This is a genomic window from Phocicoccus schoeneichii, from assembly GCF_014635565.1.
GTDB classification, from domain to species: Bacteria; Bacillota; Bacilli; order Staphylococcales; family Salinicoccaceae; genus Phocicoccus; species Phocicoccus schoeneichii.
Map to the genome: position 1 here is coordinate 320,899 of NZ_BMDB01000001.1, position 24,380 is coordinate 345,278.

Sequence of the window (24,380 nt, forward strand, 5' to 3'; positions counted from 1 at the left end):
CCTAGTTATTTACAATAATGAAGTCTTTCGTTGAATGAGTTAATTTTTCTAGAACACTTTTAGTTACGATCGCATCATCTTCAATACGAACGCCACCAACATTATCTACATAGATACCAGGTTCTATAGTAATTACCATGTTTTCTGTGAGAACAATGTCACTTGATTGGGCAAGTCCTGGTCCTTCATGTACTTCAAGTCCAAAACCATGTCCGAGAGAGTGTCCAAAGTTATCTCCATAACCATAAGACTTAATCACATCACGTGCGATACTATCGGCTTCTTCACCTGTCATACCAAGCTTTATTTCGTCTAAAGCTTTTAATTGACTCTCAAGTACAATATTATACACTTTTTCCATTTCGCTTGAAACTTCTTCTACAGCAAATGAACGTGTAATATCAGAAGCATAACCTTCATAGTATGCACCGAAGTCTAGAGTGACCATATCACCACGTTCGATTACTTTGTTACTCGCCGCACCATGTGGCAATGCACCACGATGTCCACTCGCAACAATTGTATCAAAACTTGGCTTTTCTGAACCCAGTTGAGCCATCTTATATTCAAGTTCATTTCTTACTTCAAGCTCTGTCATTCCACTCTTAACAAATTTTAAAATGTGCATGTATGATTCGTCAACAATTTCACATGCTTTTTTAATTTTCTCGATTTCATCTGGTGTTTTAACCATACGAATTTTTTCAACTTCGCCTGTAAGAGGTACAAGGTCAAATTCATTTTTAAGAGATTCATAAATATTGTAATTTACATGTTCAGATTCAAAACCAATAGTCTTTAAACCTTTCTCTTTCATAAATTCTACAATAAATGGAAGTAGACCTTTATCTTGTAGAACAAATTCAAAATCCACAGATTCATTTGGAGCTTGGTTTTTATATCTAAAGTCCGAGATTAAAAACTTTTCGTTCTTAGTATAAACGACGGCACCACTTGAACCGCTAAATCCAGTAACATAACGTCTGTTATAGGGGCTCATAATTAATAATGCATCTAGATTATTACTTTCTAATAGCTGATTTAATTTCTCGTATTTGATCATTTATGATATCCACCTTTCACACCATATTTTACCTTATTTTGTTAATTATTCATATGCTTTTAATTTTTAATGGTCAATGTGTTAAACTAAAACACATAATATATTTACGAAGAGGATTAAATATGAAGCGTTTTTTACTCATTTTAAGCACAACTTTACTACTTGGTGCATGTTCATCTTTAAGTAAAGAAGATTCACATGCTGAAAAACAAGAACAAGTATCTGAATTACAAAAAGAACTTCAATCAGCAGAAGTTGAAAATAAACAACTAAAAGCAGATATAGAGCACATTGACGAAGAAATTGCTAGAATCGAAAGAGATTCTAAGGACGAAAACATAACAATCTATAAAGAAACTGTCGACCATTATTCGAAGTCACTTTCACGTGAAATTGATACATTAAAAGATCAGACGACTTATTACAAAAAAACAGATATTATTAATTTAGAAAACATCAAAAATATAGAAGAAAACATCAAAGATATTGTCGATGATTATAATAAAGAAGTCGATAAACTAAAACTGTCTAACACATTAACTAGACAAGACAAAAAGATTGCAGTATTCAACGACGCTTTAATAAAAAACATGGCCAACGTAACAAAAGCCTATGAAGAAAAAGACAAAGAAAAAATCTTGAAAGCTATTGAAGCATTTCAAGAAACAGTAAAATTTTTATAAGGGTGTACTAAATGAAGAAAACTCTGTTTTATATGTTTATCGGTATTGGAGTTATTGGGCTCATTACGAATATCGGTAATATATTTGATTTTATATTCCAGACGATCATTTCAATTGTGATATTTATCGCTATACTTTACGCAATTTACTACTTCTTTATTCTAAGTGAAGATGAAAGAAAGTATAGAAAAGCGATGAGACAGACAAAAAGAAAAAGGAAGTTTAGAAAATAATCTAAACTTCCTTTTTTATCTTTTTTTATCTTCTATAGTTCCATTCTCTAGAAGCATATTTTTCTATTAATAATTCTAGTTCTCTATGATCATCTTCAGTAAGTTCGTACTCGTTAGTAGTTACGTTTAGACCATCTTCGAAGCCTTTTTTAAATGCATTGTACATATCATCGATTGTGATTTTTTTATCTGATATATCATTAATTGCAACTGCTTTTTCCAAAAATGTTGATTTCATTTTTTCTTTAAAGCGGTCGTTAGTAAATTTAAACATGTCAAATAGGTGATCGATATCGACGTCTAAGAGAATGGATCCGTGCTGCATGATTACGCCCTCAGAGCGTGTCTGAGCGCTACCAGCAATCTTTCTTCCTTCCACGACTAATTCATACCAACTTGGAGTATCGAAGCACACACTGCTGCGCTCTTCTCTTCTCTCTTTCTTATCAGGGATGCTGAAGTATGCATCAAGACCAAGATTTTTGAATCCTTCTTTGATACCTTCAGAAAGAATTCTATAACTTTCTGTTACACTTTTTGGCATCCCTTCATAATCTTCAGGCAAAACTAAACTATATGTAAGTTCTTTATCGTGTAATACACCACGTCCACCAGTTTTTCTGCGAACAAGTTGATATCCATATTCTTCAACCTTAGGAATATCGATCTCTTTTTCCATTTTTTGGAAGTATCCAATTGATAAAGTAGGTGTTTCCCATTCGTATAAACGAATCACTGGTGGAATTTCACCACGTCTGACTTTGTTCATTAATAGTTCATCTAAAGCCATATTAAAAAATGCATCTTGTTTTCCGCTTTTTATATAAAGCCATGTATTACTCACTAAAATACCTCCGAACTTTTACTTTTAAAACATTATGAAAACTACTATAATTAAACTATTGTAACATATTGAGGAGAGATTTTTTTGAGTACAACAACTATCGTACTACTCGTTATTTTAGTATTAATCATTGTCTTTATGATTGTTAATGCTCTATTAAGTGTTAAAGGTGTAAACATCGTAGATGAGGAAGAATTTAGCAAAGATTTAAGACGCGTACAGCTCGTTGATCTAAGAGAAAAAGAGCCTTATAAGTATGGTCATATTTTAGGTGCTAGAAACATTCCAATGACTGTATTTAACCAAAGAGCAAAAGCGCTTCGTAAGGATCAGCCAGTCTATCTATATGATCAAAACGGTAGAACTGCACTACGAGCTGCTCGTATCTTAAAGAAACTAGGTCATACTGATATTTATGTATTAAAACGTGGTATCAGCAAATGGACTGGTAAGATTAACTCTAAAAATTAATAGCAAAGATAAAAAAAGGTCGATTTTCATCGACCTTATTTTTATGCTATTTTTTCTCTTCAATAATTTCTTCACGATCAAAACGTAGAACTGGTTGACGTGCTGCTTTTGTTTCATCAAGTCTACCAATTACAGTATCATGAGGAGCTTCAAGTACTAAATCAAGATCTTCCTCTACTTCTTTCGCAATATTTAACATGGCGTCTATGAAGTTGTCTAAAGTTTCTTTAGATTCAGTTTCAGTTGGCTCGATCATAAGTCCCTCTTCCACGTTTAATGGGAAGTAAATTGTAGGTGGGTGGAAGCTATAGTCTAATAGTCTTTTCGCTATGTCTAATGTTCTTGCACCTTGTTTCTTTTGTTTAGAACCACTTAATACGAACTCATGTTTACAATGTTGATCGTATGGAAGTTCATAAGTACCTTCTAATCTACGCATAATGTAGTTTGCATTTAATACAGCATCTTCAGAAACTTTCTTTAGTCCGTCTGGTCCCATTGTTCTAATGTACGTGTAAGCACGTAAGTAGATACCAAAGTTACCAAAGTATGGTTTAACGCGTCCAATACTTTGTGGTAGATCGTAATCTAGTTTGAAAGTATCTTCTTCTTTAACAATTAAAGGTTTTGGTAAGAATTTTGCTAAATCAGCTTTAACCCCAATTGGACCTGAACCAGGACCACCACCACCGTGTGGACCAGTGAATGTTTTATGAAGGTTTAAGTGAACTGCGTCAAAGCCCATGTCTCCAGGACGTACTTTAGACATGATTGCGTTTAAGTTCGCACCATCATAGTATAGTTTACCACCAGCTTCGTGAACGATATCTCTAATTTCTAAGATATCTTTTTCGAATAAACCTAAAGTGTTAGGGTTAGTTAGCATGATTGCAGCTGTGTCATCTCCAACTACTCTCTTTAAGTCGTCGATGTCTACTAAACCTTTTTCATTTGATTTAACTGTTACTGTATCGAAACCAGCTACAGTCGCTGAGGCAGGATTTGTACCGTGTGCTGAGTCAGGAACGATAACTTTTGTTCTCTTATGGTCACCATTAGCTTCGTGGTAAGCCTTAATCATCATTAACGCTGTCCACTCACCTTGAGCACCTGCTGCAGATTGTAATGAAATTTCATCCATACCAGTAATCTCTTTAAGAGATTCTTGTAAGTCATGAACAATTTCTAATGAACCTTGGATTGCTTTTTCATTTTGAAGTGGATGAGATGTAGCAAATCCATCAATTCTAGCAACCTTTTCGTTAATTTTTGGGTTGTACTTCATCGTACAAGATCCTAATGGATAGAATCCAGTGTCGATACCCCAGTTTTTATTTGAAAGTTCAGTGTAGTGTCTGATTAAATCTAACTCACTGATTTCAGGTAATTCTGCTTTAGTCTTACGGATAAATTTATCATCTAATAAAGAGTTAATATCTTTAGTCTCTACATCCACTGGTGGAAGTGAGTAAGCAAATCTATCTGCAATACTTCTTTCGAATATTAATGGGCTCGCATCTTTTCTAGCCATTATATTCACCTAACCTTTCAACAAATTCATCAATTTCGTCTTTAGTACGAAGTTCAGTAACTGCAACTAACATGTGGTTTTTATACTCATCAAAGCTTAGGCCTAAGTCGTATCCACCGATAAAACCACTGTCATATAACTCATCGTTGATTTCAGTTACGTCTTTATTTAATTTAACAACAAACTCGTTAAAGTTCCGATCTTCTAATACTTCAAATCCTGCAGCTTTAAATGCTTCTTTAGCATAGTGAGATTTTTGAATGTTTGCTTCAGCCATTTCAACTACACCATACTTACCAAGAGCACTCATTGCGATAGATGAAGCAAGTGCATTTAATGCTTGGTTAGAACAGATGTTAGAAGTCGCTTTTTCACGACGGATATGCTGTTCACGTGCTTGTAGAGTTAATACAAAACCACGTCTTCCTTCGTCATCTGTCGTTTGACCAACTAAACGACCAGGCATTCTTCTCATTAGTTTTTTCGTTGCTGCAAAGAATCCACAGTGTGGTCCACCAAATTGTGCTGGAATACCAAATACTTGAGTATCACCAGTTACAATGTCTGCACCGAATTCACCTGGAGGTGTTAATAATGAAAGAGCAAGAGGATTACTGTTTACAACGAATAATCCTTTACCTTTATGAGCTATTTTTTCGATTTCTTCCAAGTCTTCGATTGTTCCGAAGAAGTTAGGATATTGTACAAGTACTGCAGCTGTATCTGCATCTACAAGTTCATCTAATTTTGTAATGTCAGTTTTTGTTCCATCAAGAGGTGCAACAACTACTTCAATGTTTTGACCCGCACAGTAAGTTTTAACAACTTCTAATGATTGTGGGTGAACTGATTCAGAAATTACAATTTTCTTCTTACGAGTTGCACCTGCTGCCATCGTAGCAGCTTCTGCGAATGCAGTTGGACCATCATACATTGATGAGTTTGCTACAGGTAGTGCCGTTAACTCAGAAATGAGTGTTTGGAACTCGAAGATTGCTTGTAATTCACCTTGTGAAACTTCAGGTTGATACGGCGTATAAGCTGTATAGAACTCTGAACGTGAAATAATCGAATCTACTACTGATGGAATATAGTGATCATATACACCAGCACCTAAGAAAGATGAATGTGTAGTTGATGTGATATTCTTGCTTGCAATTTTGTTTAACTCTTTAAGTAAAGAGTACTCGTCTTTCGCAGGCTTAATGTTTAAATCACCTTCGAAACGAACTGATTCAGGAATGTCACTGAATAGTTCAGAGATATCACTTACACCAATCGCTTGCAACATCTCTTGTTTGTCTTTTTCTGTTACTGGTAAATAACGATGACTCATATTTACACTCCTTAAAAAATTAATTATATTTATTTAAAGTTTTTAACAAATTTAGCTGGGACTTCCCTATTACGAACTTTAATAACAAATTCTTTGTCTAGTTCAAAGAAGTCATTGTCAACTAGAACAAAACCAAATGATTTCTTAGTAGATGGTGATTGTGTACCACTTGTAACTTCTCCAACCTTGTTTCCGTCGTTGTCGAATACTTCATAACCAGTACGTGCAATACCTTTACCAGTGATTTCGAATTTACCACTGCGTCTTTTAACACCATTTTCTTTTTGATCTTTAAGTACTTCTTGACCAATGAAATCACCTTTGTCCACTTTAACGGCGAAACCTAGTTTTGCTTCTAATGGAGTGATTTCTGGAGTAAGTTCTTGACCATGTAATGGTAAACCTGCTTCCATTCTTAAAGTATCACGTGCACCAAGTCCACATTCTACTGCGCCTAGTTCTTTAAACTTTTTCCATAAAGGAAGAACATCTTCAGGCTTTGTATATAGCTCAAATCCATCTTCTCCAGTGTATCCACTTTGAGAAAGAATAACATTGAAACCATCAACTTCAACATCTTGTTTAAAGTTGAACATACCCATTTCACTGATGTCTTCATCAGTTAATGATTGAATTAATTTGCGTGCATTTGGTCCTTGAATAGCGATTTGTCCATAATCACTTGATACGTTTTCAACTGTTACGTCAAAACCATCAACCTTTTTAAGCCATTCAAAGTCATGCTCTGTATTTGCAGCGTTTGGAACTAAAAGATAGTCATTTTCTGCAAGTTTGTAGATTACTAAGTCGTCCTCTACTCCACCTTTTTCATTACAAATGAATGTGTATTGTGCTTTATCTAATGATAATTTTGTTACATCATTTGTAAGTGTGTAGTTTGCAAACTTTTCAGCATCTGGACCAGTTATTCTAATTTCACCCATATGAGATACATCAAATATACCAACGTCTTCTCTTACTGCATTGTGTTCATCTTTGATGCTAGTAAATGATACAGGCATTTCCCAACCACCAAAGTCTACAAGTTTTGCACCGACTTCGTGATAGTAATCATTCAATGGTGTTTTCTTTAATTCACCCATAATATCCTCCTTAAATATAAAAAACAGAACAATAACCAAATATTGCCCTGTTGAATTTCTTCAGGATTACGTCCCAGTGCCGTCCTTTTGCCTGAGAGATTCACCTTGCGGCTTGCTCCTTCGGCGACGAATAACGTTCTCTCCAGCACTGTTCATCCGTACATATTCTTTTGTATCCGTATACATTATATCTTTAATCTGTAAGGAATAGCAAGCGAATTGAGTTTATATTATTTTTTATGCATAAGTATATTGTGAATAATTTCATTAACACTCTCAGAACCATTAATAGAATAATCAGACAGCTCTTTATATAGAGGGATTCTATGCTCGAAAATTTTCTTTAAATCTGATTTCTTAGACTTAGTTAAAGGTCTGTTTTCATCGTTTTTAATTCTGTTAAAAGAAATCTCAAACGGAATTTCCAAATAAAAAATATCTTTAGAAATATTTTTTAGTAAATCGAAAGAATCTGGATATGTAATAATGCCTCCACCTGTAGAAATGATTGCATCTTTTTCAATTACATTTTTTAGGGTCTCATATTCTCTTTGTCTAAATCCCGCTTCACCAAACTTATTAAAAATATCTGGAATTTTCATATTATTTTCTAAAACAATTTGCTGGTCTAAATCAATAAATGGTTTATCGAGAATTTTTGCAAGCTCTATTCCAACTGTTGTTTTTCCTGATCCCATAAATCCAATTAAAATCATTTAATCACCTAGTTAATATTTGTATAATTTCTTTTTCATATAACCCTATTATACTGTTCCTGACTTCTATCACCATTAAAACACGTGACATATACCAGAAAAATACACCTGTAATATAACTGAGTAAAAAGAAAGCAGAAATACTTACGAACCCATCATTGTTTTTTAATAGCAATTTCAAATGTTTTCTTTCCTCCTACATTAACTCTGAAAACATCTTTTGTTTCTTCAACATCAAATTTTGATACATCATACATTAGAGTAATAAAACCATCGTTATTCACAGACTTTATTAGTCTTTTATCAAAATAACGATAGTTTATTTTTCTTTTATCATTTTGTATTTGTATCTCTCTATCTGAAATTTTCTTAACATCATATTCTTCTGTTACATTTATTTCGCTATATATATCTAAAATAAATATGTCTATATCAAAATTATCAGCAGGTACTTTTACTTTTAGAAAGAACTGCAAGATAATTGGGAATAACGTGATAATGACAGATATTAAAAATAATGAAATGAGTACTTCAAGTAATGTGAATCCATCATTCTTTTTTAACTGATTCAATGCACCACGTCCCTTCTTTGTTACAAACATATCCAGATTTGATAAAATATTTATTACTTTCATTAAAATCTAGACCTGAATTAAGGTCAATATACAGTGTTCTATAGAATTCTAACTTTTGAGAAGACTCTTCTTCCAAGCGATGTGCGCCAATTACTGCTGGAATGAGCAAAGAGACAATTAGACTTATGATAAATACAGACATCAAACTATCAACAAGTAAGAATCCTTTATTCGATCCGAAATCTACCTTTTTGAATTTGGAATATAAGTTTTGAATTTTTATTTTTACAAGATAAATAAATTGTTCCAAATGCACTCGAATCTCCTTTATTATTAAATGTAAATTGAGTGAGGCTACCTTCTTTTAGTATGCAATGATTAATTTTTAATACCTCCCTAGAATTATCTTTTGTATCAAGAGAGGTTATTTGGTTGGTTTGATAATCAATACGCACTAATACTAAACTCTCTTTACGCATCGCATCAAATTGCTTTTTCTCTAGGAAATACTTAATATTTTGAACTTCATCCAGACTATGATTATTTTCAAATTTTGGAATATGCACTATGGTAATAAAGAGAAGAATGCTCACGACAAATAGCGTGAGCATCGTTTCTACAAGTGTAAAACCATCATTCTCGAGTTGCTTGTCCATTAACAATCGTAATAGAGTCTCCATTCGCACATGCAGTCTGGTTAGTAGTTAGATAATCCGGTACGAGTTGTGATATAGACGTTGGTGCGATACCTTCATTTAGTGTATAAGCTTCAATTTGCCCTTGTACAACTTTCACTTGAGCAGAGCATCCAGTTTCTTGAACATTCTTACTTTGCGCTGCAATATTAGGGATGATTAAAATAATAAGCACAGATATTACGAGAAGTACGAGTAACATTTCTATCAGAGTAAAACCATCATTTTTCTTTCCATTTAAAATTGCTTTTTTGAATACATTTCTCATTTAGAGACCTCCTAATTTAGTTGGGACATCATTTGGAATACTGGGAGCACAATGACTAGATATAAACAAACAATTAAAAGACCTATCACAGAAAAAATAACAGGTTGAATTCTTGAAGTTGTTCTCTCAATTCTTAAAATCATATTTTCAATCGTGTACTCACTATATAAGAGAAGTTCTTTACCTACATTAGAATTAATTTCTCCATGTTTTATAAAAGCATATATCTTATGATCTAAGTACTTTGTCTCGTTAACGGACTCAGAGAACGACAAGCCTTGTACTATTCCCATTTCGATATGTTCTGCAATTATTTTTAAGTATGGATTTAGATCCTGTTCTTTAAAAATATCGATGATAACTTTTAGTTCAATTCCACTCTTTATGAGGTATCCAACCTCTCGAGCAAATTTATGTGAAATATAATATTTAAAATAGGTTCTTAATATAGGTACTTTGCTTACAATTAAGAGAGTCTTATATTTATTCTTTTGATTTAAAATTAATGTGAAGGTGATAACTATGACTATGGCGATTAAAAAAGTGACAAGTGCAACTTTAGGTAAAGTATTTAAAATACTCACAAGCACTTTTATTAGTGTTCCTTTTTCTGCATTCATAGATAAAAACAGGGAGTTAAATTGAGGAATAACCGTGTAGTTTAAAATCACAAGCATTACGACAAAGATAGAAAGCAAGATGAGAGGGTATTGAACAGCTTTCATTATATTTTTGATCGTCTCTCTTCTTTTTTTCAAATAAACACTAGTTTCAATCAGATTAGATATAATTTCTCCATGAACATCTGCAAACTGTGTTTGTGAAATAACAGAGTTTCTAAACCCAAGAAACTTCAATACATCTGCCAAGCTATTTCCATTTTCAGCCATTTTGATGCCTATGTTTGTTTCAGACACTTTTAGCACATCATATTGTTTAAATAAAAATATAAGTGCATCTCTTTGCGTAAATCCATTTTGAAGTAATTCAGCAAGCTTTAACAAAAAGTCTGCATCATACTTTTTAAGTCTGTTCGAGTGTTTCTTTGAACGAGTGGTATTCTTCATGAGAAATCACCCCTTCTTTAAATAAGTCTTCTACTTTCGATGATATCGTTTTGATTTCAACATGCTCACCATTAAGTATTTTTGTGATTCCATCTTGATTAAGTGCTTCATACACAATGAACGTTTCATTTTTGAAATGTAAAATGCGTTGATTAATAATTAGAGTTAGAGACTCTCTTAATTCTTCATTCAACAAATCAAATTCTTTTAAACGCATGAGTGCACTGACGGCACTTTTAGAATGAAATGTTGAAATAACAAGATGACCAGATAGACTTGCTCGAACGAGTTCTTTTGCAATCTTTTTGTCTCGGATTTCTCCAAACATGATTACATCAGGATCACAACGTAAAACTCCACGTAAGAGTGGTCCGTAATCAAGTTGTGCTTTTTCATTAATCTCAACTTGAATTACACGTTCTAAGTTAAATTCTATTGGATCCTCGATACTAATTACCTGTCTATCTCCAGTTGCAACAATTTCTTCTAATAAACGATACATAACAGTACTTTTACCTGAACCTGTTGGGCCAGTAAAGAGTATGAGTCCTTGTGTTTGCAACATTTGCTGTTTCAAAAATGTGTAGTCTGAAGAATCTCTAAATAATTCGCTTGAAGGAATATATTTAGCGCTGTTTAATATGCGTATGACTATGACTTCATTCATCAATGAAACGGGTAATGTAGAAATTCGTATATTCATAAGTTCATCATCTACAGTGACTTCTAAGCGACCACTCTGTGGTACACGGTACTCATTAACATCTAGATCTGCAATGAATTTTAGATAGTTTATAAGTTTTTTATAAGACTCTAAACTAAGCGTTTGTACATCAATCATTTTTCCTCTTTGTCTTGCGCGAATGATACCTACATCACTTTGATGTATAATATGAATATCTGTAAAATAATTGTCCTGTGCGTCTTTTAACAATGTGTTTAGTAATGTCTTCATATGTCCTCCTATATACATATACTTAAAAAACATGCTTTTACTTTTTTTAATAAAAATATTTGTATCATTAAAACTGAATTAGTATTTACAACACTCTTAGAGTTCATTATAATTAAGGTAATTAATAGGTTCAGGTGGGAGGACAACTCGATGGATAAGGTATTTAAAATGCTGGGCTTTTGGACAGCTATGTTTGCTATTTTGTTCTATATTGGTGATATGACAACAATGGCGTTCTTTTTCCTTGCACAAACTGGTTTCTTTGTATTACTTGGATATATGAAACTAACTGAAAGAATGTACATGTATGTATTCGCTGCATACTTAGTATTCTTCTTTGTAGGATTTACTTACTATTCAACATTCTTAATGGAACCAACATTTGGTAACCAATAAAAATACACGTCCAACTCGGACGTGTATTTTTTATTTTCTATCTAATATATGGATTTTCATGCATTTCTTCTTCAATTGTCGTTGGCATTCCATGTCCTGGATAAACATCCATGTTTTCATCAAGTTTAAATAACTTCTCTTTAATAGAATGCATCAATTCTTTTTCGTTCCCCATATAGAGATCTGTTCTACCTACACCTTTATTGAAAAGAACATCTCCTGAAATTACGAAATCATCAAATACAAATGATTTACTACCTGGTGAGTGGCCTGGTGTACTAAGTACTTCAAACTTAAATGATTCTGTTTCAAATAGGCCATCTTCTAACTCTTCACGTTTTACATTCGTAGTCACTGTTTCACCAAAACGGCTAGAGCCATTTAAAGCAGGGTTTTGTACCCATTCATACTCTTCTCCACCTAAGTAAGTCGTAACGCCTAAATCCTTTGCTACGACGTCCAATGCACCGATGTGGTCGAAATGAGTATGTGTGAGGAATATCGCTTCTACTTCTAGTCCTCTTGATTTAATTTCTGATAAAATTCTCTTACCATCATAAGACGGATCGAACACAAGTGCTTTTTTGTCTTCGTTAAAAAGAATATAGCAATTTGTATCGAGTGGTCCAAGCGGTAATGTAATGATTTCCATGTATTTCACCTCAAATTAATATAGACAATCTCTTGTTTCAATTATACAATATATATAAGTGATATGTTTATAAATGCTAAGGAGGATGAAAAATGCCTTTCATTAATACGGGTGAGTTATTTAATATCGGTAACACGACGATTCACATTGGTGTAAACACACTTTCACTACTCATGCTTTTAATTGCAGTAGTTGCAGTATTTGCACTCGTGAACTCAATTAAAGCTAAAAACATTTTAGCGATCATATTTAGTGTTGGTGCAATTGCAACATTTGGTTTCTTTGCACTTGCAACGATTTTCACATTTGGATATCCAACTTTAGGACACTAAAAATAAAAACACGAACAAATTGTTCGTGTTTTTTTAATACCCTTTACTTCTCATATCTTCTTCTATTGCGCGAAGTTCATCATCATAAATATGATCTCTGTCGATATTATCAATCAACTTTTTCATTGAATCGTAATCATTTGCTTTTCTTAACTCATACAATTTATACTTTAAAGCTAATTCATTCTCAGGATCTAGTTCAAAACTCTTATTATAATTTTCTTTTGCCTTTTCAAAATCACCAGAAATATCATAAAGTTTAGCTAAAATATAATATGTTGTGCTTGTCTCTTTATTGTACTGGAATGTCTCATTGACAGTTTCTAGCGCCTTATCGTACTGTTTTTCGTTCAGATATTTTAGTCCCACTTCGTCCACTGGCTGATAAGAATCATGTTTTAAAACGACGCTCCAGAGAATGATAGGAGTTGCGAGTAACAATACAAGTACTGGCAGTGAAATCTTCCAATCGATCCGTTTTGCTTGGAATAAAACACCGAGCATAAGACCGTAGATAAGTCCGCCGACGTGTGCATAATGGTTCACATTACTAAAGAAGCTTGATATCACACTGATTACTATAAAAGTTAAAGCAATCTGTACGATGAGTTTTGTGTTGATCTTTCTATTGATGAGCATAAATATCACAAGTACTCCGAGTAATCCATATACTGCACCACTTGCTCCAAGTGATAGGCTATCTGTAATAAATGTCAATGACACAACGTTTGCGAGCAGTGCGGTCACGATATAAGTGATTAAGATATGTACATGTGAATATATACTCTCAACAAACTTCCCAAGTATATAGAGTGCAAATATATTAAACAAGAAATGCTCTACATTGGCATGTATGAACGCGCTTGAAATGAGTCTATAATACTCCCCCTGCACGACGTCAAAGTGTGTAAGACCAAGTTGATTTGTAAAGTGCATGGAATCTTTAATATGAATATAAAACAAGTTCATTAAAAAGATGAGTGTATTGATCATGATTAACACACTCGTCATTGGTGTGGATTTAATCATATACATCTCTAATGGATTCCCTGATAATACTCTTCTTTTATACCAATCATTTTGTTTTTGTTTCTTATATTTAGTATCAATCTTATAAAAAGGACTTAAAATAATTTCACCGATATTTTCAATACCATAGTGAGTGACACGTAATTTTTTTGATTTAAATGTACGTTTCCCTTTAGCTGAATTTAAGTAATAAATTTTAACACGTTTAACATTAAATCCTGCAATTGTATCTAGACTATTTTTATTTGAAAAAATAGATTCAGTAATACCTTCGACATGGATATTTTCAATCGGTGTTTCATTGATACACATGAGTGTACGAGTCGATTTATTCTTAAGCCATAAGGTATCCGTTTCACTTTCATAATATGCTGTTACATATTTTGTATACCGTATTATTTCATATGCTGCTTGCCATTTATTTGCCATTAGTTCTATTTTCTTTCGCAATAATTATTTGTGTTGGTGTAATTAAAGTATCCACAGGTAAATCATGTGACTCCGTAATTACTTGACCAAGTTGCTCGTCAAATAATAGAGATACTGTTTCACCTTTAAAGTTTTCAAGGAAGCGGTCATAAAACCCACCGCCGTATCCAGTTCTGTATCCTTCTTCATTGAAAATAAGACCTGGTACAAGAAGCAAATCAACCTGGTTATTTTGTTCGTTAGAACTATCAGGAATTAGTATATTCTTTTCATCTTTCGTGATTTCATCTCGTGACTTGATTTCGTAAAAATCCATAGCTTTCGTCGTGTAAGTACACTTTGGACCATAAACTTTAACCCCTTGGTCAATAAAATGGTCGATGATTGGCCACGTATCAAGCTCATGGCTCATCGATAATACGAGACCTACAGTTTCGTATGACTTACCTTCTAAAAAATCATATAAATTTCTGTAAAGGCTAGACTCTTTCCCTAACTTTTCACTAGGACTAAACCCTTGTAATTTAGAAATCATTTGATTACGTAATTCTTTTTTATTCACCGTATTCACCTCGTTATTTCTATTCTAACAAATAACAATAGAGATAAAAATAAAAGAACCATCAATAGATGGTTCTACTTATATCTTTTACCTGTAAGCGTGAAGAAGATATGTTCTCCAATATTTTCAATATGGTCTCCGATACGCTCTAAATATTTTGCTGTCAGTTGAATCTGACCAGTAACAAATGCATCTGTTTCTTCATAGATATCAGACATTGTTACTTGAACAAATATTTGGTCTATATCGTTGTCTCTCTCAATAATTTCATTTACTAAGCTGAGATCTTCCGTTTTCATTGCAACCATCGCATCATCTAGCATTAATTTAGCAAGACGAATCATTGTTGTTAAGCGAAGTAGAATTTGCTTATTCATAATTTGCGTACGTCTAGATACTTCTGCAATATTAGAAATGTTATCTCCGATTCTCTCTAAATCTTCTGCGATTTTAATGCATGAAATAATTAATCTTAAATCCGATGCTACGGGTGACTGTGATGTAATGAGTGAAACGGACTGATCGTTAATCTTAACTTCCAGTTCATTTATGTCTACGTCGCGCTCGATTAGTTCTTTAGCAAGTGCTCTATCGTTGTTTTCAAGCACATTAACTAGTGAGTCGAATCTTTCCGATAATAACTGTGACATATCATAAATGTACTGTTTCAGTTCTTCCAAATCATTTACAAATTTTACACGTGCAGACATATTAACCGAACCTACCAGTCACGTAATCTTCTGTACGCTTATCGTGTGGGTTCTCGAAGATGATGTTTGTATCGTTGTATTCAATTACATTTCCTTGATAGAAGAATGCAGTTTTATCAGATACACGTGCTGCTTGTTGCATGTTGTGTGTAACGATAATGATTGAGTATTCTTTTTTAAGTTCTTGCATTAAATCTTCGATTTTAATTGTAGAAATTGGGTCTAACGCACTTGTTGGTTCGTCCATAAGTACGATGTCAGGTTCTACAGCTAAAGTTCTAGCGATACAAATTCTTTGTTGTTGTCCACCTGATAATCCATAAGCATTATCATTCAAACGGTCTTTAACTTCATCCCAAATTGCAGCTTGTCTTAAGCTTTTTTCAACCACTTGGTCTAGAGTCTTTTTATCTTTAATACCATGAATTCTAGGACCATAAGCGACGTTATCATAAATTGATTTAGGGAATGGATTTGGCTTTTGGAATACCATCCCTACTTTAGTACGTAACTCTTCTACTGTCATATTCTTATCTAGAATATTCGTGTCACGGTAAAGAATTTCACCTTCAGTTCTAACAATCGGAACCAGTTCTACCATACGGTTTAATGATTTAATGTAAGTTGATTTACCGCAACCTGACGGTCCGATAATCGCACTGATTTCATTTTCATGGAATGAAAGGTTAATATTTTTTAACGCATGGTTATCTCCGTACCATAAGTTAAAGTTCTTTGAAGTAAAGATTTCTTTATTTTGCATCTCCATTGGCGAATGATTTAGATTTTTATTATCTATATGGATCGCACTTGTTTTTTCTTTAGTCATAATCATTTATAATCCACCTTAAAATCTTTTTGAATACTTGTTTCGAATGATAATTGCAACGAAGTTCATCATAAGTAGTAATGCTAAAAGTACAATAATTGCTGCTGCTGTTAAGTTTTGGAATTCAGCTTGTGGCATTTTTACCCAGTTATAAATCTGCATTGGTAATGCCTGGAAACTATCAAGTGGAGAACTTGGTGTTGTTAATAATGCTACCGGAATACCGATAACAACGAGTGGTGCTGTTTCACCGATTGCACGAGAAATCGCTAAGATAATACCTGTAATAATCCCTGGAATTGCTGCTGGTAAAATAATACGCGAAACTGTTTGCCATTTTGATGCCCCCATACCAATTGAAGCTTCACGTACAGCAAGTGGCACTGTTCTTAATGCTTCTTGTGACGCTACTACGATTACTGGCATGATCATTAATGAAAGAGTTAAACTCGCTGCAATAACCGAGTTACCTAAACCAAACTGTCTCACAAAAATAGTTAAACCAAGCAGACCGAATACTACTGACGGCACACCTGCTAAGTTTGCAATATTTGTTTCAACAAACTTAGTAAATTTATTCTTTGGTGCATATTCTTCTAAATAAAGTGCAGTTCCGACTGATAAAAATATAGCAATCGGAGTAGTAAATGCCATGAGCCATAACGTACCAAGTATTGCACCTTTAATACCTGCTCTCGATGGTCGACTTGAACTAAAGTTAGTAAAAAAGTCTACAGTTAAATATTTCCATCCATCTAAAAGCGTAGTTCCAAGTAAAACGACAAGAACTACAAGTCCAATAAGAGTAGAGAAAAGGAATAGCATCTTCATGAAACTGTTTTTCATGAGTCTTGGACTACGTTTTTTTTCAATTACATTTGCATCCAAAAGCATTAATATTCCTCCCTAAATCTCTTAGTAATCCACTGTGAAATCATATTCATTGCTAGTGTAAAGATAAATAATGTCATACCTACAGCATATAAACTATAGTAAACATCTGTACCGAAAGCTGCGTCACCTGACGTTACTTGTACGATAAACCCAGTCATTGTCTGTAATGACTCCAAAATATTAAAACTTGAGTTCGGAGTAGAACCTGCTGCAATTGACACGATCATAGTTTCTCCAATTGCTCTTGAAAGACCAAGTACAACTGCTGCTCCTACACCAGAAATTGCTGCTGGTAATACAACTTTAGACACTGTTTCGAATTTAGTTGCACCCATTCCGAGTGAACCTTCTCTCATTGAGTTTGGAACAGAAGATAACGCATCTTCTGTTAAACTCGCGATCATTGGTAAAATCATTATACCCACTACAATACCCGGACTTAGGGCGTTAAAGTGGTTCAGTGGAGGTATGAAACTTTGTAAAAAAGGTGTTACGAATGTAATCGCAAACGCACCGTAAACAACAGTCGGAATACCTGCAAGCACCTCTAAGATGGGTTTAATAATTCTGCGCGTTCTATCAGATGCATATTCACTTAAATAAATCGCTGCACCAATACCTGTTGGTACTGCGACAATTGCACCGATCACTACGATTTTTAAAGTTCCTAAAATTAACGGGAAAATACCCCAAGATGGTGTGCTACTAAAAGCGTTCCATTTAGTAGATGTTAAAAACTCTACGATAGATACACGTCCGAAAAAGTGTACTGTTTCAACGATTAACGTATAAAGTATCCCAATAGTTGTTAAAACCGAAATGATAGTAATAGAAAACAGTACGATAGGTACTGTTTTCTCTACTAGTTTAGATCTTTGATTATTGGCGATACGTTCACGAATGTTTAAATCAACCATTCATACTGCCTCTTTCCTAAACTTATTTAATTGAGTTAAGTTTGTCTTGCTCATCTTTTAGTTTTTCATCGTCAAGTCCAACGTATCCAGCTTCTTCAGCTGCTTCTTGTGAAATTTCTAAAGTGTATTCTAAGAAAGTTTTAACTGATTCATTTTCTTTTACACTCTTATTAGAAGCATAGATGTAAAGTGGACGTGATAATGGATATTCGAATGATTTAACATTCTCTTCAGTTGGTTCAACTGCTGAGTCATTATCAGGACCTTGAATTGAAATTGCTTTAAGTGTTTCTTGGTTATTTAAGTAGTAGTTGTATCCGAAGAATCCAATCGCATAATCGTCAGATCCTACTGCGTTTACTACTTGGTTAGTGTCTTGGATTAATTCTCCAACAACATCTTCATCATTCATTACTTCTTCAACGAAGAAATCGTGTGTGCCGTGTGATTGATCTGGACCGTATACCTTGATTTCTTCATCTGGGAAATCAGAACGAACGTCCTTCCAAGTTTTAGCTTCACCACTATAGATTTTGTAAAGTTCATCGAAAGTTAAGTCTGTTGCAAAATCGTTAGCCATGTTAACAGCAACTGTTAAACCGTCTGTACCAACTTGTAATTCAGTGTATTCAACACCTGCATCTTCAAGCGCTTTTTTCTCTTCATCTTTAATTCCACGAGAAGCGTTTTGGAAATCTGTTTCTCCAGCGATGAATTTTTCAAATCCAGCGCCTGTACCAGATACTCCAATTTCTGCAGCTTTACCATATTCTGCATTGAACTCTTCGTTTACGATTTCAAGGATTGGGAAAACTGTACTAGAACCGTCACCGATGATTTTTTCGTCTTTATTAAGTTCAGTAGTTTCTCCTCCGTTTGCAGTACCAGTTTCTTCTGAATCTGATTCTGTTGATGAATTACCACAAGCTGCAAGTACAATACCTGCTAATAGAATTGCTAAAAAGCTAAATAACTTTTGTTTCATGTCTGATGAGACCTCCGAAAGATTTAATGATTTTTCTTACAGTTCTTATAATAGGCCCCTAATATAAATATTAAATAAACGATTTGTAAAGAATATGTAAATATTAATTCATAAAAAAATAAGACTAAGAGAAATCACTCTTAGCCTTAATAAGAACCTTCTTTAATTCTTGGATAGAATTCATCTAGGTTATAATTGTATGGTTTTTTAGGTGCCTGTCCATATTCTAATTCATAATACTTCAGAACAAGATCTTGTCCTAAGAACTGTGCTGGGAAGAATGGAATTGTCATTGGCATTGTTGGCCATATAATAGAGAAAGCCATATCTGGATGCTCAGCAGGCGCATATCCGAGGTATGTTTGGTTTAATACTGAGTGACCTTCTCTAAATGCTTCAGCTGTCCCAGTCTTACCTGCAGCTTTCGGTTCTAAATTATGGAATGCATCCCAGCCTGTACCATAACGGTCAGTCGCTTGGTCATGCGTATTGAATACGTCGTACATCCCTTTTTTCAGTTGCTCAAACTCTTTATCATTAATTTGAACTGTATTTAATACATTTGCGTTGAATGTTTTAACAACAGGACCATTTGCATTTGCATCATACTCTCTCACTTCTTTAGCAAGATGTGATTGAATACGGCTGCCGCCGTTTGCAACAGTAGAAATATATTGTGACAACTGCATTGCAGAATACGTATCGTACTGTCCAATCGCTAGATCTAGATAGTTCCCTGGATTGTTTGTTAAAGCAGGAGCAATACCAGTTTCTTCATTAGGTAAATCAATCCCAGTTGATACTCCTAATCCAAATTGATTCAAACCGTTTCTTAGTTTATAACTGTTATCTGAGATATCAATGGGTAGTGGCATACCTTTCTCATATTCTAAACCGAGTAGTTTTAAAGCAATCTTCATCATATATATGTTAGATGAAACCATGATCGCTTCTTGGTCATCGACTGCGATACTATCATTTCTATTGAAGAAAGATGTTTTCTTCGTACCATCTTGGAATACTAACGGTTCATCCACAATGAATTCACCAGGTTCTAGTACATCATTTTGATAGCCTGTTACAACTGTACCCATCTTCACTGATGATCCTGGTACATAGGTTACTGCGAATGTACCATAATCGAAGTCTTCAACTTCGCCTTCTTCATTAATATGTTTACCGACCATCGCTAAGATCTCTCCATTATTAGGATCTTGAACAACGATATTCACTGTGTCTATATATTCTGGATGGATATCCCAGTCTAAGTCATTATTTTCATCGTTTCGTTTTTTCGCATCTTCAGCTAACTTACGTAACGACTTTAGATGATGCTCTGCAAGCTTTTCAATTTCTTGTTGAAGTTCAATATCAATAGTAAGGTATAGATCATTCCCTGGTTTACCTGGGCGAACAACTTCTTGTCCAAGTATTTTACCTGAACGGTCTGTCGAATATTTCACTTCTTCTTTAGTTCCTCGTAAAATATCTTCATATTGAAATTCTAAATATGATTTCCCAACTCTATCGTTGTTTGAGTATCCAAGAGATTTATAGTATTCCGTTAATTCTTTTGGTAGACCTTCTTCAGATGAACTCACGTCACCAAAAATAGTTCTTAACGTACTGCCGTATTTGTAATCTCTGGTCCAATCCATTCCTGTAGTTATACCATCTAGCTTATCTAAATCTTGGTTAACTTTCGCAAACTCTTCTTCAGTGACGTCTTTTGCTTTTACAGCAACAGGATTGAGTTCTGATGCGACAATCATTCTTACATATATACTTAGAACATTTAGGTCATCATCTGTCAGCAATGTATCAACAAATTCTTCAGAAAGTTGATTATACGCTTCTTCATAAAACTCTGTTCTTGAAATCGCTCCGTCTTTTAATAGTTGAGCTTCATTTGGTAACTCTCTCAGCACTTGCTCATAATAATTATTTAAAACAAAATCTTGTTTGTCACGAAGAGCAAGACGTTGGTCGTCTACGTTAATATAACTGGAAAGTTCATTAGCAAGTGTTAAAATCTCTTGGTTTGACATGTTTCTATGACGTGTAAAGAAAATCGCGCGTTCTGATTTGTTTCCAACTAATAGTTTACCGTTTCGATCAAAAATCTGGCCACGTGGGACGTTTTGGTTGATCTCAACATATTGTGCGTTCTCTACACGTTCTTGGTAGGAATCTCCTTTAATAATTTGGAGATATCCGAGACGCAAAATAAGGATAAGACAAAGCAGAAATACAACTGCTAAGACTAAGCTTACCCTTGATTTGAAAACTTGATATTTAATTGCTTCAGAACTTTTCTTTTTTACACGTCTCAAAATTAAAACCTACTTTAATGTATAGAATATCTCATTCATTTTATCAAAGAATAGGCAAAATAAAAAGGCTGATGGTAGCCATCAGCCTTTTTAATTAACTATTTATTTAGCAGCTTGGTAAAGTTCGTTCACTTTGTCCCAGTTTACTACGTTCCAGATATTTTTAAGGTATTCTGGACGTTTGTTTTGGTATTTAAGGTAGTACGCATGTTCCCAAACGTCTACACCAAATACTGGTTTTTGACCATCCATTACTGGGTTGTCTTGATTTGGAGTTGAAACGATTTCTAATCCGTCGTTACCAATGATTAGCCAAGCCCAACCTGATCCAAAACGACCAGCAGCTGCTGCTTCAAATTTTTCTTTAAATGAATCTACAGAACCGAATTTGTCCTCGATTGCTTCTTTTAATTCAGCAGGAATTTCTTTTTGTTCAGGAGATAAAAGTTCCCAGAATAGTGAGTGGTTATAGTGACCGCCACCATTGTTGCGAACTGCAGTTTGAATATCTTCTGGTAGTGATGATAAGTTTTCAACAAGTTCGTCTAATGACTTATCTGCAAATTCTGTTCCTTCTACTGCATTATTTAAGTTTGTAACGTAAGTGTTATGGTGCTTAGAGTGGTGAATCTCCATTGTTTCTTTGTCGATTGATGGCTCTAAAGCATCATAAGCATATGGTAATTTTGGTAATTCAAAAGCCATAATAAAATTCTCCTCCCAAAAATTGTTTACATCACAAATATATCAAGAAGATGGTAGAATAACAATGTAAAAGCTTGCTATTCAATATAAATACGACTTCTGTCTGATATTAAGGATGTTATAAACATGAAATATTTTGAGTATTTAAAAAGGATTCTAACCTTTAAAAAATACCCTCTCTTTAGGACTGTACCCTTTAAGCAGGTACTTCTAAACGTATTAATTATCGGAATTATTCTTTCGGTTCCATCAATCACACATCAACAAGACACAACAGCTGCTATGGAAAAATTAAATCAAGTAGAATCTCAAATTCCTACTTTTGAAATAAAAAATAATACTTATTATGGCGAAAATAAAACGATAGATGAAAATGGCTTTTTGATAAGTTTTTCAAATAGTGAGGATATAGATACCAAAGTAGATATATCATTCCAAAAAAATGGAATATATATCAGCGGTTTCGAAGACCAAGTACTTCCATATTCAAACTTTGGAGAAATTGAAAATGATGAAGATTTAAAAGAATATGCGAACCAGCAATCAAAAGATAAGTTATTCTTTATGAGTGTATTCATCTCAATTCAAGTATTTGTACTCGCATCATTTGCTTTTATCATCCTACTTGTCTTATCATTTATATTTGATTTTATCTCTAAAAGATTAAATCGTAAGAGTGACTATATGAACTGGTTAAAGCTAGAATCATTCGCATTTGTAGTGGCATCAATAGTGCAGTTATTTGTCCTAATAATATTCAGAGATACTACATTCATTGTTTATGTACTCACGATTCCATTTCTAATATATTATTTTATGAAATTGCCTATTTTAAAGCGAAAGACAGTTTGAGTTCATTACAAAAATTATATCTTCATGTATAATGAAAGTACTCTAATTTAGTATTATTATTGAGGAGATTATAAATGTCTGAAATTACACATCGTAAAAATACAAGGCCAGTTCGAGTCGGAGACTTAGTGATTGGTGGTAGTGATGAGATTATCATCCAAAGTATGACAACAACTAAAACACATGACGTTGAAGCAACTGTTGCAGAAATTAAACGTTTAGAAGATGCAGGTTGTCAAATTGTCCGAGTGGCATGTCCGAAAGAAGAAGACGCACTCGCAATTAAAGAAATTAAGAAACGCATTAATATTCCACTTGTTGTGGATATTCACTTCGACTACAAATTAGCGTTAATTGCAATAGAAGGTGGCGCTGATAAGATTCGTATCAATCCAGGTAACATCGGTCGACGCGAAAAAGTTGAAGAAGTTGTAAAAGCATGTAAAGCAAAAGGAATTCCAATTCGTATTGGAGTAAACGCAGGTTCATTGGAAAAACATATTATCAAAAAATATGGTTACCCTACTGCGGATGGTATGCTAGAGAGTGCATTACACCACATCAAGATTTTAGAAGACTTAGACTTCTATGACATCATCGTTTCAATGAAAGCATCAGATAACAAGTTAGCAATCGAAGCATATGAAAAAGCGGCAAAAGCATTCGACTACCCACTCCACATTGGTATTACTGAATCTGGTACATTATTCTCAGGTACAGTGAAGAGTGCCGCAGGACTTGGAGCAATCATTTCTAAAGGTATCGGTAACACAATGAGAATTTCATTATCAGCCGATCCAGTTGAAGAAATTAAAGTACAAAAAGAACTGCTTAAGAGCTTTGGCCTCGCATCAAACGCCGCAACATTGATTGCATGCCCAACATGCGGCCGTATTGAGATTGATCTTATCTCAATTGCGAATGAAGTAGAAGAATACATTGCAGATATCAAGGCACCACTTAAAGTGGCAGTACTTGGATGTGCCGTGAACGGTCCAGGAGAAGCACGTGAAGCGGACATTGGAATCGCAGGCGCACGCGGAGAAGGACTACTCTTCATGCATGGTAAGACAGTACGTAAAGTACCAGAAGAAACAATGGTAGAAGAACTCAAAAAAGAAATTGATATCTTAGCAGAAGCGCACTACGAAAAAGAACGCGAACGCAAGAAACAATTACAAGAAGAGAACAAATAAAACGAATCACCCCTATTTC

At 34.1% G+C, this 24,380-nt stretch carries 28 protein-coding genes and 1 riboswitch; of the genes, 7 read left to right on the plus strand and 21 right to left on the minus strand.

What is annotated here, in order from left to right:
- Position 1: 1 nt before the first annotated feature.
- Positions 2–1,063, minus strand: coding sequence for a M24 family metallopeptidase (locus IEU51_RS01760; RefSeq protein WP_186087770.1), 1,062 nt, complete (start codon positions 1,061–1,063; stop codon positions 2–4).
- 122 nt (positions 1,064–1,185) lie between these two features.
- Here IEU51_RS01760 and IEU51_RS01765 point away from each other — a divergent pair, with 122 nt between their 5' ends.
- Positions 1,186–1,746, plus strand: a complete 561-nt coding sequence (locus IEU51_RS01765) for a hypothetical protein (RefSeq protein WP_186087767.1) — start codon at positions 1,186–1,188, stop codon at positions 1,744–1,746.
- Positions 1,747–1,757: 11 nt separating this feature from the next.
- A complete protein-coding gene (locus IEU51_RS01770; protein ID WP_186087765.1) occupies positions 1,758–1,979 on the plus strand; it encodes an SA1362 family protein in 222 nt (73 codons plus the stop codon).
- Positions 1,980–2,004: 25 nt separating this feature from the next.
- Here the strand turns inward: IEU51_RS01770 and IEU51_RS01775 are convergent, their stop codons facing one another.
- Positions 2,005–2,823 (minus strand): lipoate--protein ligase family protein, encoded by an 819-nt coding sequence (locus IEU51_RS01775; protein WP_308808163.1) that lies wholly within the window; start codon positions 2,821–2,823, stop codon positions 2,005–2,007.
- A gap of 84 nt (positions 2,824–2,907) precedes the next feature.
- Here IEU51_RS01775 and IEU51_RS01780 point away from each other — a divergent pair, with 84 nt between their 5' ends.
- Entirely contained in the window at positions 2,908–3,294 is a 387-nt protein-coding gene (locus IEU51_RS01780) for a rhodanese-like domain-containing protein (protein ID WP_186087762.1), read from the plus strand.
- 46 nt (positions 3,295–3,340) lie between these two features.
- On the opposite strand, the gene gcvPB is transcribed toward IEU51_RS01780, so the two are convergent.
- From gcvPB to IEU51_RS01825, 9 genes are all read right to left on the minus strand, one after another.
- Complete coding sequence (gene gcvPB, locus IEU51_RS01785; RefSeq protein ID WP_186087759.1) at positions 3,341–4,825, minus strand: aminomethyl-transferring glycine dehydrogenase subunit GcvPB; 1,485 nt, start codon at positions 4,823–4,825, stop codon at positions 3,341–3,343.
- Positions 4,818–6,161 (minus strand): aminomethyl-transferring glycine dehydrogenase subunit GcvPA, encoded by a 1,344-nt coding sequence (gcvPA, locus tag IEU51_RS01790; RefSeq protein WP_186087756.1) that lies wholly within the window; start codon positions 6,159–6,161, stop codon positions 4,818–4,820. The genes gcvPB and gcvPA overlap by 8 nt, the downstream gene beginning before the upstream one ends.
- 29 nt (positions 6,162–6,190) lie before the next feature.
- The gene (gcvT, locus tag IEU51_RS01795; RefSeq protein ID WP_186088383.1) at positions 6,191–7,267 is read right to left on the minus strand and encodes a glycine cleavage system aminomethyltransferase GcvT; all 1,077 of its coding nucleotides are present in this window, start codon (positions 7,265–7,267) and stop codon (positions 6,191–6,193) included.
- Positions 7,268–7,333: 66 nt separating this feature from the next.
- Positions 7,334–7,420, minus strand: a riboswitch (glycine riboswitch).
- Between the two features lie 74 nt (positions 7,421–7,494).
- Complete coding sequence (locus tag IEU51_RS01800; RefSeq protein WP_186087753.1) at positions 7,495–7,980, minus strand: shikimate kinase; 486 nt, start codon at positions 7,978–7,980, stop codon at positions 7,495–7,497.
- Positions 7,981–8,135: 155 nt separating this feature from the next.
- The gene (locus IEU51_RS01805; RefSeq protein WP_186087751.1) at positions 8,136–8,615 is read right to left on the minus strand and encodes a competence type IV pilus minor pilin ComGF; all 480 of its coding nucleotides are present in this window, start codon (positions 8,613–8,615) and stop codon (positions 8,136–8,138) included.
- 167 nt (positions 8,616–8,782) lie between these two features.
- On the minus strand, positions 8,783–9,211 hold the full coding sequence (locus tag IEU51_RS01810) for a prepilin-type N-terminal cleavage/methylation domain-containing protein (RefSeq protein WP_188349259.1): 429 nt from the start codon (positions 9,209–9,211) through the stop codon (positions 8,783–8,785).
- On the minus strand, positions 9,189–9,518 hold the full coding sequence (gene comGC / locus IEU51_RS01815) for a competence type IV pilus major pilin ComGC (protein ID WP_186087745.1): 330 nt from the start codon (positions 9,516–9,518) through the stop codon (positions 9,189–9,191). Before comGC ends, IEU51_RS01810 begins: the two co-directional genes overlap by 23 nt.
- Positions 9,519–9,529: 11 nt before the next feature.
- Positions 9,530–10,585, minus strand: coding sequence for a competence type IV pilus assembly protein ComGB (gene comGB, locus IEU51_RS01820; protein ID WP_186087742.1), 1,056 nt, complete (start codon positions 10,583–10,585; stop codon positions 9,530–9,532).
- Entirely contained in the window at positions 10,542–11,540 is a 999-nt protein-coding gene (locus IEU51_RS01825; protein ID WP_186087739.1) for an ATPase, T2SS/T4P/T4SS family, read from the minus strand. The genes comGB and IEU51_RS01825 overlap by 44 nt, the downstream gene beginning before the upstream one ends.
- A 150-nt stretch (positions 11,541–11,690) precedes the next feature.
- Here IEU51_RS01825 and IEU51_RS01830 point away from each other — a divergent pair, with 150 nt between their 5' ends.
- Positions 11,691–11,936, plus strand: coding sequence for a DUF2626 family protein (locus IEU51_RS01830; RefSeq protein WP_186087719.1), 246 nt, complete (start codon positions 11,691–11,693; stop codon positions 11,934–11,936).
- A gap of 37 nt (positions 11,937–11,973) precedes the next feature.
- On the opposite strand, the gene IEU51_RS01835 is transcribed toward IEU51_RS01830, so the two are convergent.
- On the minus strand, positions 11,974–12,588 hold the full coding sequence (locus IEU51_RS01835; protein WP_186087716.1) for an MBL fold metallo-hydrolase: 615 nt from the start codon (positions 12,586–12,588) through the stop codon (positions 11,974–11,976).
- 92 nt (positions 12,589–12,680) lie between these two features.
- On the opposite strand from IEU51_RS01835, the gene IEU51_RS01840 reads away from it, so the two are divergent.
- On the plus strand, positions 12,681–12,920 hold the full coding sequence (locus IEU51_RS01840) for a DUF2759 family protein (protein WP_186087714.1): 240 nt from the start codon (positions 12,681–12,683) through the stop codon (positions 12,918–12,920).
- A 33-nt stretch (positions 12,921–12,953) separates the two neighbouring features.
- On the opposite strand, the gene IEU51_RS01845 is transcribed toward IEU51_RS01840, so the two are convergent.
- From IEU51_RS01845 to IEU51_RS01885, 9 genes are all read right to left on the minus strand, one after another.
- On the minus strand, positions 12,954–14,378 hold the full coding sequence (locus IEU51_RS01845; protein WP_186087711.1) for a rhomboid family intramembrane serine protease: 1,425 nt from the start codon (positions 14,376–14,378) through the stop codon (positions 12,954–12,956).
- Entirely contained in the window at positions 14,368–14,949 is a 582-nt protein-coding gene (locus IEU51_RS01850) for a 5-formyltetrahydrofolate cyclo-ligase (RefSeq protein ID WP_308808164.1), read from the minus strand. Before IEU51_RS01850 ends, IEU51_RS01845 begins: the two co-directional genes overlap by 11 nt.
- Positions 14,950–15,014: 65 nt before the next feature.
- Positions 15,015–15,650 (minus strand): phosphate signaling complex protein PhoU, encoded by a 636-nt coding sequence (gene phoU / locus IEU51_RS01855; RefSeq protein ID WP_186087692.1) that lies wholly within the window; start codon positions 15,648–15,650, stop codon positions 15,015–15,017.
- 1 nt (position 15,651) lies between these two features.
- Entirely contained in the window at positions 15,652–16,419 is a 768-nt protein-coding gene (gene pstB, locus IEU51_RS01860; protein WP_229713851.1) for a phosphate ABC transporter ATP-binding protein PstB, read from the minus strand.
- 78 nt (positions 16,420–16,497) lie between these two features.
- Positions 16,498–17,373, minus strand: coding sequence for a phosphate ABC transporter permease PstA (gene pstA / locus IEU51_RS01865; protein ID WP_186087689.1), 876 nt, complete (start codon positions 17,371–17,373; stop codon positions 16,498–16,500).
- On the minus strand, positions 17,373–18,290 hold the full coding sequence (gene pstC / locus IEU51_RS01870) for a phosphate ABC transporter permease subunit PstC (protein WP_186087686.1): 918 nt from the start codon (positions 18,288–18,290) through the stop codon (positions 17,373–17,375). Before pstC ends, pstA begins: the two co-directional genes overlap by 1 nt.
- A 22-nt stretch (positions 18,291–18,312) precedes the next feature.
- Entirely contained in the window at positions 18,313–19,275 is a 963-nt protein-coding gene (locus tag IEU51_RS01875; RefSeq protein WP_186087683.1) for a phosphate ABC transporter substrate-binding protein PstS family protein, read from the minus strand.
- 146 nt (positions 19,276–19,421) lie between these two features.
- Positions 19,422–21,608, minus strand: a complete 2,187-nt coding sequence (locus tag IEU51_RS01880) for a peptidoglycan D,D-transpeptidase FtsI family protein (RefSeq protein ID WP_186087680.1) — start codon at positions 21,606–21,608, stop codon at positions 19,422–19,424.
- Between the two features lie 102 nt (positions 21,609–21,710).
- Positions 21,711–22,313, minus strand: a complete 603-nt coding sequence (locus IEU51_RS01885) for a superoxide dismutase (protein WP_186087677.1) — start codon at positions 22,311–22,313, stop codon at positions 21,711–21,713.
- A 126-nt stretch (positions 22,314–22,439) separates the two neighbouring features.
- Here IEU51_RS01885 and IEU51_RS01890 point away from each other — a divergent pair, with 126 nt between their 5' ends.
- Positions 22,440–23,165, plus strand: coding sequence for a DUF1189 family protein (locus IEU51_RS01890; RefSeq protein ID WP_186087674.1), 726 nt, complete (start codon positions 22,440–22,442; stop codon positions 23,163–23,165).
- A gap of 74 nt (positions 23,166–23,239) precedes the next feature.
- Entirely contained in the window at positions 23,240–24,361 is a 1,122-nt protein-coding gene (gene ispG / locus IEU51_RS01895; protein WP_186087671.1) for a flavodoxin-dependent (E)-4-hydroxy-3-methylbut-2-enyl-diphosphate synthase, read from the plus strand.
- Positions 24,362–24,380: the final 19 nt, after the last annotated feature.